Source organism: Stagnimonas aquatica (assembly GCF_003730135.1).
Classification (GTDB): domain Bacteria; phylum Pseudomonadota; class Gammaproteobacteria; order Nevskiales; family Nevskiaceae; genus Stagnimonas; species Stagnimonas aquatica.
This window is the reverse complement of record NZ_RJVO01000001.1, coordinates 330,924-345,827: the sequence shown is the minus strand read 5'-3', so window position 1 is coordinate 345,827 and position 14,904 is coordinate 330,924. Positions and strand designations below refer to the sequence as shown.

At 66.0% G+C, this 14,904-nt stretch carries 15 protein-coding genes; 11 read left to right on the top strand and 4 right to left on the bottom strand.

From position 1 onward, the window contains the following. Positions 1-15: 15 nt before the first annotated feature. The gene (locus tag ED208_RS01530; RefSeq protein WP_123210088.1) at positions 16-1,308 is read right to left on the bottom strand and encodes a DEAD/DEAH box helicase; all 1,293 of its coding nucleotides are present in this window, start codon (positions 1,306-1,308) and stop codon (positions 16-18) included. Positions 1,309-1,620: 312 nt separating this feature from the next. Between ED208_RS01530 and trxA the strand changes: the two genes are divergently transcribed. Together trxA and rho are read left to right on the top strand one after the other, a co-directional pair. Further along, the gene (trxA, locus tag ED208_RS01525; protein WP_123210087.1) at positions 1,621-1,950 is read left to right on the top strand and encodes a thioredoxin TrxA; all 330 of its coding nucleotides are present in this window, start codon (positions 1,621-1,623) and stop codon (positions 1,948-1,950) included. Between the two features lie 283 nt (positions 1,951-2,233). Continuing rightward, positions 2,234-3,619: a transcription termination factor Rho gene (gene rho / locus ED208_RS01520; RefSeq protein ID WP_436286618.1), complete on the top strand. Its 1,386-nt coding sequence runs from the start codon at positions 2,234-2,236 to the stop codon at positions 3,617-3,619. Positions 3,620-3,755: 136 nt separating this feature from the next. Here the strand turns inward: rho and ED208_RS01515 are convergent, their stop codons facing one another. The 3 genes from ED208_RS01515 to ED208_RS16925 all read right to left on the bottom strand — a co-directional run bounded on the left by ED208_RS01515 (position 3,756) and on the right by ED208_RS16925 (position 6,551). Next, a complete protein-coding gene (locus tag ED208_RS01515; RefSeq protein WP_123210086.1) occupies positions 3,756-4,085 on the bottom strand; it encodes an H-NS histone family protein in 330 nt (109 codons plus the stop codon). Between the two features lie 104 nt (positions 4,086-4,189). Further along, positions 4,190-6,229, bottom strand: a complete 2,040-nt coding sequence (locus tag ED208_RS01510; RefSeq protein WP_123210085.1) for a M3 family metallopeptidase — start codon at positions 6,227-6,229, stop codon at positions 4,190-4,192. Beyond that, the gene (locus ED208_RS16925; RefSeq protein WP_148044652.1) at positions 6,207-6,551 is read right to left on the bottom strand and encodes a hypothetical protein; all 345 of its coding nucleotides are present in this window, start codon (positions 6,549-6,551) and stop codon (positions 6,207-6,209) included. The genes ED208_RS01510 and ED208_RS16925 overlap by 23 nt, the downstream gene beginning before the upstream one ends. Positions 6,552-6,808: 257 nt before the next feature. Between ED208_RS16925 and ED208_RS01505 the strand changes: the two genes are divergently transcribed. The 9 genes from ED208_RS01505 (at position 6,809) to gpmA (ending at position 14,896) form a co-directional block, all read left to right on the top strand. Further along, a complete protein-coding gene (locus ED208_RS01505; RefSeq protein WP_123210084.1) occupies positions 6,809-7,702 on the top strand; it encodes an alpha/beta hydrolase in 894 nt (297 codons plus the stop codon). Further along, entirely contained in the window at positions 7,699-8,232 is a 534-nt protein-coding gene (locus ED208_RS01500; RefSeq protein ID WP_123210083.1) for a gamma carbonic anhydrase family protein, read from the top strand. The genes ED208_RS01505 and ED208_RS01500 overlap by 4 nt, the downstream gene beginning before the upstream one ends. A 59-nt stretch (positions 8,233-8,291) precedes the next feature. Then, entirely contained in the window at positions 8,292-9,680 is a 1,389-nt protein-coding gene (locus ED208_RS01495) for a hypothetical protein (protein ID WP_148044651.1), read from the top strand. 85 nt (positions 9,681-9,765) lie between these two features. Further along, positions 9,766-11,490 carry an alkyl sulfatase dimerization domain-containing protein gene (locus ED208_RS01490; protein WP_158608389.1) on the top strand — a complete coding sequence of 575 codons (1,725 nt, stop codon included), beginning with the start codon at positions 9,766-9,768 and terminating at the stop codon, positions 11,488-11,490. 30 nt (positions 11,491-11,520) lie between these two features. After that, complete coding sequence (locus ED208_RS01485) at positions 11,521-11,790, top strand: hypothetical protein (protein WP_123210080.1); 270 nt, start codon at positions 11,521-11,523, stop codon at positions 11,788-11,790. Between the two features lie 16 nt (positions 11,791-11,806). Next, positions 11,807-12,703 carry a hydroxymethylglutaryl-CoA lyase gene (locus ED208_RS01480; RefSeq protein ID WP_123210079.1) on the top strand — a complete coding sequence of 299 codons (897 nt, stop codon included), beginning with the start codon at positions 11,807-11,809 and terminating at the stop codon, positions 12,701-12,703. Between the two features lie 66 nt (positions 12,704-12,769). Then, on the top strand, positions 12,770-13,468 hold the full coding sequence (locus ED208_RS01475) for a CoA transferase subunit A (protein ID WP_123210078.1): 699 nt from the start codon (positions 12,770-12,772) through the stop codon (positions 13,466-13,468). 3 nt (positions 13,469-13,471) lie between these two features. After that, positions 13,472-14,098, top strand: a complete 627-nt coding sequence (locus ED208_RS01470) for a CoA transferase subunit B (RefSeq protein WP_123210077.1) — start codon at positions 13,472-13,474, stop codon at positions 14,096-14,098. Positions 14,099-14,143: 45 nt separating this feature from the next. After that, positions 14,144-14,896, top strand: a complete 753-nt coding sequence (gene gpmA, locus ED208_RS01465) for a 2,3-diphosphoglycerate-dependent phosphoglycerate mutase (RefSeq protein ID WP_123210076.1) — start codon at positions 14,144-14,146, stop codon at positions 14,894-14,896. Positions 14,897-14,904 lie beyond the last annotated feature (8 nt).

Below are 14,904 nucleotides of genomic sequence, written 5' to 3'. Positions count from 1 at the left end.
GGGCGTGGCCGCGCGTCAGCGGCGGCGCGGTCCGCCGCGACCGCCGCCGGGACGGCCACCGCCACCGCCGCGACGCGGGCCGCCACGGAAGTCACGGCTCGGGCGCGGCGGGGCGACGTAGTAGGGCACGCCGGCCTTGAGCTGTTCGACGCTTTCCGGCAGCGCCGGAATACGCATGCCGATGTAGTTCTCGATATCCGGTAGCGAGTAGACATAGCTCTCGCAGCAGAACGAGATGGCGTCGCCCTGGGCGCCGGCGCGGGCAGTGCGGCCGATGCGGTGCACGTAGTCGGCGGCGTCCTGCGGCAGGTCGAAGTTGATGACGTGGGTGACGCCGCTGATGTGCAGGCCGCGGGCGGCGACATCGGTGGCGACCAGGATCGGCAGCTTGCCGTCCTTGAAGTCCTGCAACAGCTTCAGACGCCGGGTCTGGGCGACGTCGCCGGACAGGGTGGCGGCCTCAAAGCCGTTGAGATTGAGCGCGTTCTCCACCTGCTCGCAGTCGCGCTTGGTGTTGACGAACACCAGGGTGCGCACCGGATCGTGCTGGCGCAGCAGGCCGACCAGTGCCTGCAACTTGTCGCTGTTGGAGATGTGCAGCAGCGCCTGCTTCACGCGCTCGGCGGTGACCTGCTCGGGCTCGATCTCGATCTTCTGCACGTCCGGCTTCATGTGCTCGAAGGCCAGTTCCAGCACCCGGTGGCTGAGCGTGGCCGAGAACAGATAGCTCTTGCGCTCGGCCGGCGGCGGCATCTTGCGCAGCAGGTAGCGGATGTCGTCGATGAAGCCTAAGTCGAACATGCGGTCGGCTTCGTCCAGCACCATGATCTCGACGTAGTCGAGGGTGTAGAGCTTCTGCTTGTAGAAGTCGATCAGGCGGCCGGGCGTGCCGATCAGGATGTCGACGCCGCGCTCGATCTCGGCGCGCTGCTGCTCGTAGCCGGCGCCGCCGTAGCAGACCGTCATCGACAGGCCGGTGTCGGCGCCCAGGGCCTTGGCGTCGTTGTAGATCTGCACCGCCAGCTCGCGGGTCGGCGCCAGCATGAAGGCGCCCGGAGCGACCACGCCTTCCGGCGAGCGCGGGGCGTTGGTCAGCAGGTGCTGCATGGTGGCGAGCAGGAAGGCTGCGGTCTTGCCGGTGCCGGTCTGTGCCTGACCGGCGAGATCCTGACCGGCGAGGGCACGCGGCAGGCAGGCGGCCTGGATGGGAGTGCAGTGGCCGTAGCCGAGTTTTTCCAGGCCGGAGAGCAGGCGCGGATGGAGGTTGAGTGAGGCGAAGGTGACGTCGCTTAAGTGATCGGGTTTCATCGAGTTGGAGTGCTGCGCCGGCCGACAGCAGGGGCGCATGGGCGGGTATGAGGCTTCGGCAAAGCCGTCGGGCGGCTTGCAAATGGCTTCGGGATCAATTCAAATACTTCGTAACTATACGGCTCTCGCGTGGCAAGTCCCAAACCGACGCCCGCTGTGGCACCGAGCCCATCAAGCCAATCAATCCCACTCGCTGAAAGATTCAATCGCGATTCGCGCTGGCTAGCGTTGCGTTTGAAGCGCGCGGTCCCCACTCTGGGCTTGCGCCTAAAAACCCTCTCCCCGCGCGCCCCATCCACCGGAGTTTTTGCCATGAGCGAACACATCAGCGCTGTTACCGACACCTCTTTCGAGCAGGACGTCCTGAAGTCCGACCTGCCGGTCCTGGTCGATTTCTGGGCCGAATGGTGCGGTCCCTGCCGCATGATCGCGCCGATTCTGGAACAGGTCGCCGCCGAAAACGCCGGCAAGCTGAAGGTGGTCAAGCTCAACGTCGATGAAAACCCGGGTACGCCGCCTAAGTTTGGTATTCGCGGCATTCCCACTCTGATCCTGTTCAAGAACGGCGCTCCTGCCGGCACCCAGGTAGGCGCGGTCGCCAAGACCCAGCTTGCCGCTTTCGTGACTCCACACCTTGTCTAAACAACCTCCGAAACCGCCGTCTTCCTCGATGAAAAATCGTCGTCGCTTCCACGGACATCGCAACAAGGGTCGCGGCCCTGGTCAGCAGGGCTCGCACCAGCAGCAAGGCTTGCCGATGGATGTCGAGGATTTCCTCGCCGAGGAAGAGGCCCAGGCGCAGTTGCTCGCCCAGCAGGCCGCCGCTGCCGCGCAGGCGCCGGTGTTTCTCGATGAAAACGGCCAGCCGCTGCCGCCGGGCGCCATCCCGCCCGGTTACGACGCGCCGATCCCGCCGCCGCCGCAGATGAGCGACGAGCCTGGCGATTACGACGACCAGCCGCGCCGTCAGCCGCGCCCCAACGGCAATGGCAACGGCCATGTGCCCGGCGCCGGCGGTCAGCCGGTCAGCCTGGAGCCGCCGAAGATCCTGCACATCGCCGACCTCAAGAAGAAGTCGGCGGCGGAGCTGCTGGAGATGGCCGAGCAGCTGGGCCTGGAAAACATCGCCCGCACCAAGAAGCAGGACCTGATCTTTGCCCTGCTCAAGGCGGCGGCGAAGCGCGGCGACCACATCATGGCCGACGGCGTGATGGAGGTGATGCCGGATGGCCAGTACGGCTTCCTGCGCACCCCGGACTCCAGCTACCAGGCCGGGCCGGACGACGTGTTCGTCTCGCCCAGCCAGGTGCGCCGCTTCAATCTGCGTACCGGCGACACCATCCACGGCCGGGTGCGCTCGCCCAAGGACGGCGAACGCTACTTCGCGCTGCTGCGGGTGGACTCGATCAACTACGAGCCGCCGGAAGCCAGCCGCAAGAAAGTCAGCTTCGAGAATCTCACGCCGCTGTTCGCCAACGAGCAGTACAAGATGGAGCGCGGCAACGGCACCACCGAGGACATCACCGCTCGCGTGGTGGACATCGTCGCGCCGTTCGGCAAGGGCCAGCGCGGCCTGATCGTTTCGCCGCCCAAGGCCGGCAAGACCATCCTGATGCAGAACATCGCGCAGTCGCTGGCGGCCAATTATCCGGACGCCTACCTGATCGTGCTGCTGATCGACGAGCGTCCGGAAGAAGTCACCGACATGCAGCGCACGGTGCGCGGCGAGGTGGTGGCGAGCACCTTCGACGAACCCGCCTCCCGCCACGTGCAGGTCGCGGAAATGGTGATCGAAAAGGCCAAGCGCCTGGTCGAGCACAAGCGCGACGTGGTGATCCTGCTCGACTCCATCACCCGTCTGGCGCGCGCCTACAACACCGTGGCGCCCAGCTCCGGCAAAGTGTTGTCCGGTGGTGTCGATGCCAATGCCCTGCAGAAGCCCAAGCGTTTCTTCGGTGCCGCCCGCAATATCGAGGAAGGCGGCAGTCTCACCATCATCGCCACTGCTCTGGTTGATACCGGCAGCAAGATGGACGAAGTGATCTACGAGGAGTTCAAGGGCACCGGCAATATGGAAATCCACTTGGAACGCCGTATCGCCGAAAAGCGGGTGTTCCCGGCCATCAATATCAACCGCTCCGGTACCCGCAAGGAAGAGTTGATGATGAATCCGCAGGATCTCAACAAGGTCTGGATACTGCGCAAACTCCTGCATTCCATGGATGAGCTGGCGGCGATGGAACTCCTGTTTGATCGCCTGCGGCATACCAAGACCAATGCCGACTTCTTTGATTCGATGAAGCGCAATTGATCGCGCATTTCGAATCATGGGCAATAAAAAACCGCGCTACGGCGCGGTTTTTTATTGCTGCTGGCGGATCCAACCGAGCACTGATTTGGTTTCACCGCCCAGCCCCCGCAGTTGCTGCGGGGGCTGCAGCCCACCATTACTTGATGGTGATGGCGTCCAGCGAGCCGTGCTTGGTCTTCCACTCGGCAACCCAAACCGGCGAGCGGCCGCGGCCGGTCCAGGTCAGCGAGCTGTCCTGCGGGTGGCGGTACTTCGGTGCCACGCTGCCGCCGGTTTTCGGAGCCTTCGCGGCCTTGGGCGCGCTACCGCCGGCAAACTGCACGGCCAGCCCATAGCGGCTGGCCAGCGCCAGGATTTCCTGCTGGGCCTTGGCTTTCTCGGCCGAACGCCGGCTGTCGATTTCCGTCGCGACCTGCTTCTGCAGGCTCAGCAGTTCTTCAAGAGAGAGTTTTTCGAGTTCGTTCATGGCCGAATTCAGTAATAAAGTGAGCGCCGCAATTTGCGGCTATTTATTTTGCGATATTTTGAATCCAATTGAAATTGGTCTTTGCGGGTATTTTTTAACCTGATCTATTCACTGGATTCCAGCAGGCCGGAATGGCGCAGCAAGGGCTCCACCACCGGCTTGCGACCGCGAAATTCGACGAAATTGCCCATGGCCGGACGCGAGCCGCCTGCCGCCAGGATGGCATCGCGGAACCGGTGGCCGACTTCCGGGGTAAATCCCGCTTCCTCGAACGCCGCAAAGGCGTCGGAAGAAAGCACCTCCGCCCATTTATAGCTGTAATAACCAGCGGCGTAGCCGCCCGCGAAGATATGGCCGAAACTCCAGGGCATGCGATTCAGTGCCGGTGGTTTCAGCACTGAAACCTCGTCGCGGATGGTATTGAGCAGTTCCAGCAGGCGCAGGCTACTGGGCGGCTGCTGGTCACGGTGCAGGCTCAAGTCGAACAGCGCGAACTCGACCTGCCGCAGGGTGGCGAGGCCGGATTGGAAGCGGCGGTCGGCGCGCAGCTGCTCGATCATCGCGTCCGGCATCGGCTCACCGGTCTGCCAGTGGCGGGCGAACAGTTTCAGCGTGGTCGGCTCGTAGCACCAGTTCTCCATGAACTGGCTGGGCAGTTCGACGGCATCCCATTCGACGCCGCGGATGCCGGCCAGCGCTCCTTCTTCGACGCGGGTCAGCAGGTGGTGCAGGCCGTGGCCGAATTCGTGGAACAGGGTCAACACTTCGTCGTGGGTCAGCAGCGCCGGCTCGCCGGACTGGGGCGGGGTGAAATTGCACACCAGATAGGCCACTGGCAGTTGCAGGCTCCCTGCGGTCAGCCGGCGGCGGCCGATGCACTCGTCCATCCAGGCGCCGCCGCGCTTGGTCTCGGGACGCGAATAGGGATCGAGGTAGAAGGCGCCGATCCACTCGCCGTCGGCATGCGCCAGCGAATAAACGCTGACTTCGGGATGCCAGGTCGGCACACCTTCCAGCGCGGCGATGCGGACGCCGAACAGGCGCTCGACCAGATCGAACATGCCGCGCAGGACCTGCGGGAAGGGAAAGTAGGGGCGCAGGGCTTCGTCGGAGAGGCCCAGGGTCCGTTCGCGCAGCTGCTCCGAGTAGTAGGCGAGGTCCCAGGCCTGCAGATCGGCAACCCCGTCGGCGGCGGCCAGTTGCCGCAGTTGCTCCAGCTCCTGCAGCGCGCGTGGCCGGGCCTTGCTGGCCAGCTCGCGCAGGAACTGCTCCACTTCGGCTGGCGAATCCGCCATCTTGGTCGCCAGCGACAGTTCGGCGTAGTCGGCGTAGCCGAGCAACTCGGCCTCCTCGCGGCGCAAGGCGAGAATTTCGGACATCAGGGCGCTGTTGTCGTGGCCCGGGGCGTGCGGCCCGACGTCGCTGGCGCGGGTGGCATAGGCCTCGTAGAGCTTCTGGCGCAGCGCGCGATTACGGCTCTTGGTGATGACGGCGTCGTAGCTCGGGAAGTCGAGCGTCAGCAGCCAGCCTTCCAGCCCCTTCGCTTGGGCCTTCGCGCGCGCCGCAGTCTTGGCGGCCTCGGTCATGCCGTCCAGTTCCGCTTCTTCCGCGATCAGCAGCTGCCAGGCCTGCACGCTGTCCATGACGTTTTCTTCGAACTTGGCCTGGAGTTCGGACAGCCGCAGGCTGATGGCCTTGAAGCGCTCCTTCTGGGCCGGCGGCAGGGCGATACCGGAGAGCTGGAAGTCCCGCAGCGCGTCCTCCACCAGCTTGCGGCGGGTGGGCGAGTAGCCGGCAAACGCCGGACTGTCGGCGAGCGAGCGGTAGGCCCGGTATAGCGCCTCGTTCTGGGAGACCTCGACGCCATACTCGGTAACCTTCGGCAGGCCGGCGTTGTAGGCGGCACGCCATTCCGGGGTGCTCCAGACGCCGAACAGGTGAGAGATTGGCCCCCAGCTGCGCGATAGCCGGTCGCCCATTTCCTCCAGCGGCTCCACCAGCGTTTCCCAGCGGAACTCGCTGCGGCTCAGCAGGCTGACCAGCTCCTCGCGGTTCTGGGAGAGGACCTGTTCCAGCGCCTGTGCCGAATCCTCGGGGCGCAGGTGGTCGAAAGCGGGTAATTCAGAGACGAAGGGCGCGGACACGGCAGATACTCGTGACAGTCAATGGTGGAATGAGGATGGAGACAGCCAGCGCGCTTGCAAGGCGCGACCGTTCTCCGAGGCCGGAATTCAGCAATTGTGAACGGTGCGTGCAAAAATTTTTATCGACCTTTCCGGGGCATGCGTGAACGTAATGGCAGGTTTCGAAGTTGTAGTGAATTTCCAAAACGAAAGCAAAAACAATCGCTTGAACGAACGGTCTTGAATCTGGGAGGGAGAGCCGTGATTTCCCGCCGTTGAGCGGCGGATAGACGGATTTGTCAGCGAATGAACTTTTCTGCGACCATTCGGTTCTGAGGCGCATCGTAAAATCACGAGACAGTGTCGCGACGCGCCCAAAACCTTCAACGTTCCCTTCGGAACGGTCTTGACGCCCTCCCCAAGGCAATTCATCCCTACCGTCCTTCCCAGACGGTTTGACCGTTCCGCTTAGGCCCTCCCACAAGGAGGGCCTTCTTTTTTGCCTCCGCCAGCCGTCCTCCGGCGTAAGCAGGCATAGTTCGTCATATTGGTGTTTGTGCACCGTTGTTGGAGAGATCGCCTGTGTTTCGGAGATTTTGGATGCGTATCGGCCTGCTTTCGGCCCTGACGGGCCTGCTCGGAGGCTGCTCCGGCCAGCAGCTGCTCAATGGCCTGACCCCGACCAGCGGCTACAGCCGCTCCACCAATATCGTCTACGCCCCGGCCCAGGGGCTGAAGCTGGACGTCTACACCCCCTACGGCAGCCAGAACGCTCCGGTGGTGGTGTTCTTCTACGGCGGCCGCTGGAGCGAGGGCAGCAAGGAGCTGTACGAGTTTGTCGGCGCCGCCCTGGCCAAGCAGGGTTTCGTCGCGGTGCTGCCCGATTACCGGCTGTACCCGCAGGTGAAGTTCCCGGCCTTCGTCGAGGACTCCGCGCAGGCGGTGCGCTGGGTCCACGACAACATCGTGCGCTACGGTGGCGACATCGGCCGGGTGTTCGTGATGGGGCACTCGGCCGGCGCCTACAACGCGGCGATGCTCGCTGCCGACGAGTCCTATCTGTCGGCGGTGGGCGGCTCGCGGGTCTGGCTGTCCGGCATGATCGGCCTGGCCGGGCCTTACGACTTCATGCCCTTCACCGACCCCGACATCAAGGACATGTTCGGCCCGCCCGAGCGCTATGCCGACACCCAGCCGATCAACCATGTCGATGGCCGCAATCCGCCGCTGCTGTTGCTGCACGGCGAGAACGACGAGTCGGTGTGGCCGAAGAACACCCGCAATTTCGCCGCCAAGGTCCGCGCCGCCGGCGGGCCGGTGGAGACGGTGATCTATCCGAAGATGAGCCACGGCTGGATCGTCGCCACCCTCAGCCAGCCGTTGCAGGGGCAATCGGACGTGATGAGCTATGTGAAGGACTTCGTGCTGCGCAAGAGCGGCCTGAAACCGGATCCGCAACCGGCGACGCTGCCTGCGACGGAGCCGAGGCCTTGATCCGCGCCTTCGAGGGCATCCGTCCGAGCCTGGCAGAGGGCGCCTGGGTGGACGAGTCGGCGCAGCTGATCGGCGACGTCAGCCTGGGCGCCGACAGCAGCATCTGGCCGCTGGCCACGGTGCGCGGCGACGTCAATCGCATCCGCATCGGCGCCCGCAGCAATGTCCAGGACAACGCCTGCCTGCATGTCACCCACGATGGCCCCTACACGCCCGGCGGTTGCGGCCTGGAGATCGGTGACGACGTGACTGTCGGCCACGGCGTGATCCTGCATGCCTGCACCATCGGCAACCGCGTGCTGATCGGCATGGGCAGCATCGTCATGGATCAGGCGGTGATCGAGGACGAGGTGCTGCTGGCGGCCGGTTCGCTGGTGCCGCCCGGCAAGCGCCTGGAGTCCGGTCATCTTTATCGTGGCAATCCCTTGGTCAAGGCCCGCGTGCTGACCGAGGCCGAGCGTGCTTCGCTGAAGTACTCCGCCGAGCATTACGTGCGGGTCAAGAATCGCCACGCCGCCAGCGGCGGCTGACAGACCGCCTGGGCCACGGATGCCCGGGTAGGAATAATGAAGCGTGGGAGGAGAGTGAGATGCGTCGAGCCGGTTTGCTGGCTGCAATGATGCTGTCGGGGCTGGTCGGCGCCTGCGCGCAATCCGACGACCCCGCCGCGACCAATGGCGGTACGCCGGCTGCGCCACAGGCGAGCGGCGCCGAGCTGCCGCGCGACTGCACCTGGCTGCTGCGCAGCGATCCCAACCTGCTCAACATCCTCTACCCCGACCGTGCCGCCACCTACTGGGTCGCCGCGCTGCCGATTCCGCCCGGCGGCGAGCTGTGGCTGGAGGGGCGCTACCCGCACGCCCGTTACGCCTCGTTCAATCTCTACAACCCGCGCCTGGAGCCGATCGACGCGCTCGCCGATGTCGAGATCGCGCCCGAAGCGGGGGCGACGCAGCCGTTCGCGGTTGGCGCCCGTCGCGACCGCGAGGCGCGCGACTACCGGGTGCGGGTGATCGCCGCCGTGCCGCCGCAGGACCCTGCGCAGCGCGAGCCCAATACGCTCTACAGCTTCGTAGCCGCTGGCGAGCAGCGCCTGCCCTCGCCAGTGGCGGTGGTGATCTACCGGGTCTATGTCGAGGACGCGGGTTACGACCTCAGTGGCGGCGTCGGTCTGCCGCAGTTGGCGCTGCCGCTGGCCGGCGGCGCGGTGCTGCGCGGCAGCGAAGCCTGCTCGGCGCTGGAACGCCTGCCAACGCTGCCGGCGGCGGAGCTGCTCAATGGCCTCGACCCGGCCGTCGAGACCCAGCCCAATCTCGCGGCGTTCCCGGAGCTGCGCTGGCTGAAGTTCTTCGATCTGCTCAGTTCGCAGTCGCACCGTCTCGATGCCGTGCCAGTGCTCGGCCCCTTGCTCTCCGGAGCACTCGGGCAGAGCACCAGCAACAGCGGCGGCTTCGCCAGCAATGTCCACAACAGTTACATGACCGCCAGCCTCAGCCAGAGCTTCGGCGAGGTCGGGGTGATGGTGGCGCGCATGCCGACCACGCCGCAGACCCGCAGCGGCGAGCCGGTGATGGGCGATGGCCAGTTGCGCTACTGGAGCCTGTGCAGCAACGAGGTCAACAGCCAGCGCTACATCGACTGTTTGTACGACGAGCAGGTGCAAGGTGTGCAAGGCGCGCGCGCGATCATCCTGGTCAGCCGCGCCCAGGACCGACCTTCCAATGCCATCGCCGAATGCGGCGTGAACTGGCTCAACTGGGGGCCGTTCAGCAACAGCCTGCTGATCTACCGGCACATGCTGCCGCGCGGCGACTTCGCCGAGGCGATCCAGAACATCCCCGGCCCCTCGGGAGCCCACGAGCGCGAGGTGCTGGGCGCCTACTACCCCGAAGGCCGGCATTACCGCAGGGCGGAGTTCGAGCGGCTGGGCTGCCCGGTAAATCCCGACGCCGTGCTCGCCGCCACCAGCGCGCCCTGAGTCGCGGCGAGCGTCGCCGTCTTGCGGCACACTGCGTGCCGCAAACCAAGAATCCAGCCGCTGAGGAGACAGCATGAAGCTAGGAATGGCCGCAGCCTTGGCCCTGTTGAGCCTGACCGCCTGCGGCAAGCCCCAGCCGGCGCCGGCACCGGCGGTTGCCACCCCCGCAGACCTGCAGGCCCACAGCAATGAGTTCCGCCGCGCGGTGATCGAGGCCGCGCCCGGAGTCTGGGTGGCGGTGGGTTTCGGCATCGCCAACTCCATCCTCATCGAAGGCGAGGACGGCGCCATCGTGGTCGACACCATGGAGTCGGTGGAGTCGGCGAAGGCAGTGGCGGCGGAGTTCGCGAAGGTCTCCGACAAACCGGTCAAGGCCATCGTCTACACCCACTCGCACCCGGACCATATCGGTGGCGCCTCGGCCTTCATCCCGGCGGGCGCGACGGTGCCGATCTACGCGCAGGAAGATGTGGCGCGCAACATGGACAAGATCAGTTCCGAGTTGCAGCCGATCATCACCCAACGCTCGCTGCGCATGTACGGCTGGGGCCTTAGCCCGGACGAGCTGCTGAATGTCGGTATCGGTGGCGCGCTGGACATCCACGAGGGCAGCACGGTCAACATCCTGCGGCCGACCAAGACCTTCCGCGACACCCTGGACGATACCGTTGCCGGCATCCACTTCCAGTTGGTGCATGCACCGGGCGAGACCGAGGACCAGATCTACCTCTGGCTGCCGGAGCGCAGGATCCTGCTGCCCGGCGACAACCTCTACCACGCCTTCCCCAACCTCTACACCATTCGCGGCACCGGCTTCCGCGACCCGAAGAAATGGGCGGCGAGCCTGGATCGCATGCGCGCGCTGCGGCCGGCGGTGCTGGTGCCCAGCCACACCCGGCCGCTCGCTGGCGAGCAGGCGATCTACGACACGCTCACCGACTACCGCGACGCCATCCGCTACGTCCACGACCAGACCATCCGGCTGATGAACATCGGCCTCCTGCCGGACGAGATCGCCGAGCGCATCAAGCTGCCGGCGCATCTCGCCGCCGCGCCGTTTTTGCAGGAGTTCTACGGCAAGCCGGGCTGGAGCGCGAAGAGCCTCTATGGCGGCAATCTCGGCTGGTTCGATGGCCGGCCCGAGCAGTTGCACCCGCTGCCGCCGCGCCAGCAGGCCGAGCGCCTGCAGGCCCTGGCCGGCGGTGCCGAGTCTATGGACGCGGCGATCAGCGCCGCCGCCGCCAAGGCGGACTGGCAGTGGGTGCTGGAGCTGAGCGGCGCGGCTCTGCGCCTGCGGCCGGAGGCCGCCACGGTGAAGGAGGCGCGGCTGGCCGCGCTCAAGGCGCTGGGCGAGGCCGAGAGCAATCCCAATGCCCGCCATTGGTATCTGGTGGCCTGGCACGAGCTGCGCGGCGACTACCCGCTGCCGAGCCGCGCGGTGACGCCGACGCCGGAGATGCTCGCCAACATGCCGCTGTCGACCTTCTTCGACGGCATGGCGGTCAACCTCGACGCCGAGGCGGCCGGCGAACGCATCACCACCGTGCGCTTCGAGTTCACCGATGCCGGCGAGAGCTGGACCTACATCGTTCGCCGGGGCGCCAGCGAGATCATCCCGCCCGGTGAGGCCGCGCCGGCCGCCGACCTGGTGGTGCGGGTGCCGGCGCAGGTGTTCAAGGAAATGCTCGCCAAGCTGCGCAACCCCGGCCTCACCATCGCCCGCGAGTTCGAGATGAGCAGTGGCAACAAGCTCGCCTTCATCGCCTTCATGCGGCTGTTCGTGCCGCTGGAAGCCGAAACCGCCTCCTGATTTTTCCTTCTCCACAGCACGCCCAACCGCATGAACAGCAAACCTTTCTGGATCGCCCAGAACCTCACCCTCCTGGCGATCTACGCCGCCGGCCTCGCACTGATCCTGATGGGCCACTCCCAGCACTTCCTGGTGCTGCTGTCGGCGGTGCTGCTGGGCGCCCATGCCCTGGAGATTCCGGTTGCCTTCAAGGTGCTCAAGCACCTGAATCCCGCGCCGCTGCGGCTGGTGATTGGCACCCTGCTGTTCGGCTTCACCTGGTGGTTGCCGGTCAAGCGCGGCGTCTACGCCCCGCGCTGAGCTTTAGACTTGCCGGATGAGCACGCCTGAATTCATCAAGATCGTCGAGGTTGGTCCGCGCGACGGCTTGCAGAACGAGAAACAGTTGGTCCCCGCCGCCACCAAGATCGCGCTGATCGAGAAGCTCGCCGCCTGCGGCCTGCCGGTGGTGGAGGCGACCAGCTTCGTCAGCCCCAAATGGGTGCCGCAGATGGCCGATGCCGGCGAGGTGCTGGCGGGATTGCAGCGGCGGCCAGGCCTGTCCTACCCGGTGCTGGTGCCCAATCTCCAGGGCCTGGAGCGGGCGCTGGCGGCCGGCGTGCAGGAGATCGCCCTGTTCACCGCCGCCTCCGAGGCCTTCAACCGCAAGAACATCAATGCCGGCATCGACGAGTCGCTGGCACGGCTGGCGCCGGTCGCCGAGCAGGCGCTGGCGCAGGGGCTGAAGGTGCGCGCCTACGTCTCCACCGTGCTCGGCTGCCCCTATCAGGGCGAGGTCGCGGTGAGCGAGGTGGTGCGGGTGGCGAAGGCGGTGGCGGCGATGGGCTGCTATGAGGTTTCGCTGGGCGACACCATCGGCGTCGGCACGCCGAAGAAGGCGGTGGCGATGCTGAAGGCGGTCGCGGCGGAAGTGCCGATGCCCCGGTTGGCGGTGCACTTCCACGACACCCGAGGCACCGCGCTGGCCAATGTCTACGCCTGCCTGGAAGCCGGCGTGCGGGTGGTCGATGCCAGCGTCGGCGGCCTGGGCGGCTGCCCCTATGCGAAAGGCGCGACTGGCAACGTCGCCACCGAAGATCTGGTCTACCTGCTGCACGGTCTCGGCTACACCACCGGCGTCGATCTGGAGGCGCTCTGCGAGGTCGCGCGCTGGATCAGCGCCGAGCTGGGCCGGCCGCCGGCCAGTCGCCTGGCCCGCATCACGGCGAACTAGTCACCCATTAGCTAGCCAAACCGGCGCCGCTAGAATGCGCAGCGACGAGCATGGACGAGGAGACGCATGAATAAGCTCTACCCCAGCGCCCAGGCGGCGCTGGATAGTCTGGTGGCGGACGGCCAGACCCTGGCGGTCGGCGGCTTCGGCCTTTGCGGCATCCCGGAGGCGCTGATCGCCGCCTTGCGCGACAGCGGCGTGAAGAACCTGACCGCGATCAGCAACAACGCTGGCGTCGATGGCTTCGGCCTGGGCCTGCTGCTGACCACCCGGCAGATCAGGAAGATGATTTCCAGCTATGTCGGCGAGAACAAGGAGTTCGAGCGGCAGTTCCTCTCCGGCGAGCTGGAGCTGGAATTCACCCCGCAGGGCACGCTGGCAGAGAAACTGCGCGCCGGCGGCGCCGGCATCCCGGCCTTCTTCACCAAGACCGGGGTCGGCACCGTGGTCGCCGACGGCAAGGAGTTGCGCGAGTTTGACGGCGAGACCTATGTGATGGAGCGCGCGCTCAAGGCCGATGTCTCCCTGGTCAAGGCCTGGAAGGCCGACCGCGTCGGCAACCTGGTGTTCCGCAAGACCGCGCGCAACTTCAATCCGATGATCGCGGCGGCCGGCAAGGTCTGCGTCGCCGAAGTCGAGGAGCTGGTCGAGACCGGCAGTCTGGACCCGGACCAGATCCACACGCCCGGCATCTACGTGGACCGCATCGTGGTCAATGCCAGGCCCGAGAAGCGCATCGAGCAGCGCACGCTGCGGAGCAACTAAGCCATGGCCTGGACCAAAGAGCAGATGGCGCAGCGCGCCGCCGCCGAATTGCAGGACGGCTACTACGTGAACCTGGGCATCGGCCTGCCGACGCTGGTGGCGAACTACATCCCGGCCGGCATGGATGTCTGGCTGCAAAGCGAGAACGGTCTGCTCGGCATCGGCCCGTTCCCCACCGAGGCCGAGGTCGATGCCGACCTCATCAATGCCGGCAAGCAGACCATCACCACGTTGCCGGGCTCGGCCTTTTTCAGCAGCGCCGACAGCTTCGCGATGATCCGTGGCGGCCACATCAACCTCTCCATCCTCGGCGCCATGCAGGTGTCGGCGCAGGGCGACCTGGCCAACTGGATGATCCCCGGCAAGATGGTGAAGGGCATGGGTGGCGCGATGGATCTGGTCGCCGGCGTGCAGCGCGTCGTCGTGCTGATGGAACACACCGCCAAGGGTGAGGCGAAGATTCTTCCCGCCTGCACGCTGCCGCTGACCGGCGTGAAGGTGGTGGACCGCATCATCACCGAACTGGGCGTGCTCGACGTCACCGCCGACGGCCTGAAACTGGTGGAGCTGGCGCCCGGCGTCACTGCCGAAGAAGTCCGCGCCAAGACCGCCTGCCCGGTTCTGGGATAATTCCATCCGCAATCCGCAATCCGCAATCCGCAATCCGCAATCCCTATGACTACCCGCAAGCTCGTCCTCCTCCGTCACGGCCAGTCGCAATGGAATCTCGATAACCGCTTCACCGGCTGGGTGGACGTGGACATCACCGAGGCGGGCCGCCAGGAGGCGATCCGGGCCGGCGAGCTGATGAAGGCCGAGGGCCTGAAGTTTGATTGCGCCCACACCAGCGTCTTGAAGCGCGCCATCCGCACCAACTTCACCGCGCTCGATGTGATGGACCAGCTGTGGATTCCGGTACACAAGACCTGGCGCCTCAACGAGCGCCACTACGGCGCCTTGCAGGGCCTGGACAAGGCCGAGACCACCGCCAAGCACGGCGAGGCGCAGGTGAAGATCTGGCGCCGCAGCTACGACGTGCCGCCGCCGGCGATGGACGCCAGCGACGCCGGCCATCCGGCCAACGATCCCCGCTATGCCAAGCTCGACGCGGCGGCGCTGCCGGGCACCGAGTCGCTGGCCACCACCCTGGTGCGGGTGCTGCCCTATTGGCACGACCAGATCGCGCCGCAGCTCAAGGCCGGCCAGACCCTGCTGGTCACCGCCCACGGCAACTCGCTGCGCGCGCTCTACAAGTACCTCAACAACGTCAGCGAGTCCGAGATTCTCGAACTCAACATCCCCACCGCCATCCCGCTGCTGTTCGAGCTGGACGCCGACCTGAAGGTGAAGAGCCACCGCTACCTGGGCGATCCGGAGGCCGCCAGGCGCGCCGCCGAGGCGGTCGCCAACCAGGCCAAGGCGCGCTGACCGCGCCG

What these genes read in the sequence shown, in the direction of transcription:
- ED208_RS01530 (WP_123210088.1), bottom strand. Translation starts at nt 1,308, where the DNA reads ATGAAACCCGATCACTTAAGCGACGTCACCTTCGCCTCACTCAACCTC.
- trxA (WP_123210087.1), top strand. Translation starts at nt 1,621, where the DNA reads ATGAGCGAACACATCAGCGCTGTTACCGACACCTCTTTCGAGCAGGAC.
- rho (WP_436286618.1), top strand. Translation starts at nt 2,234, where the DNA reads ATGAGCGACGAGCCTGGCGATTACGACGACCAGCCGCGCCGTCAGCCG.
- ED208_RS01515 (WP_123210086.1), bottom strand. Translation starts at nt 4,085, where the DNA reads ATGAACGAACTCGAAAAACTCTCTCTTGAAGAACTGCTGAGCCTGCAG.
- ED208_RS16925 (WP_148044652.1), bottom strand. Translation starts at nt 6,551, where the DNA reads ATGCGCCTCAGAACCGAATGGTCGCAGAAAAGTTCATTCGCTGACAAA.
- ED208_RS01505 (WP_123210084.1), top strand. Translation starts at nt 6,809, where the DNA reads ATGCGTATCGGCCTGCTTTCGGCCCTGACGGGCCTGCTCGGAGGCTGC.
- ED208_RS01495 (WP_148044651.1), top strand. Translation starts at nt 8,292, where the DNA reads ATGCGTCGAGCCGGTTTGCTGGCTGCAATGATGCTGTCGGGGCTGGTC.
- ED208_RS01490 (WP_158608389.1), top strand. Translation starts at nt 9,766, where the DNA reads ATGGCCGCAGCCTTGGCCCTGTTGAGCCTGACCGCCTGCGGCAAGCCC.
- ED208_RS01485 (WP_123210080.1), top strand. Translation starts at nt 11,521, where the DNA reads ATGAACAGCAAACCTTTCTGGATCGCCCAGAACCTCACCCTCCTGGCG.
- ED208_RS01480 (WP_123210079.1), top strand. Translation starts at nt 11,807, where the DNA reads ATGAGCACGCCTGAATTCATCAAGATCGTCGAGGTTGGTCCGCGCGAC.
- ED208_RS01475 (WP_123210078.1), top strand. Translation starts at nt 12,770, where the DNA reads ATGAATAAGCTCTACCCCAGCGCCCAGGCGGCGCTGGATAGTCTGGTG.
- ED208_RS01470 (WP_123210077.1), top strand. Translation starts at nt 13,472, where the DNA reads ATGGCCTGGACCAAAGAGCAGATGGCGCAGCGCGCCGCCGCCGAATTG.
- gpmA (WP_123210076.1), top strand. Translation starts at nt 14,144, where the DNA reads ATGACTACCCGCAAGCTCGTCCTCCTCCGTCACGGCCAGTCGCAATGG.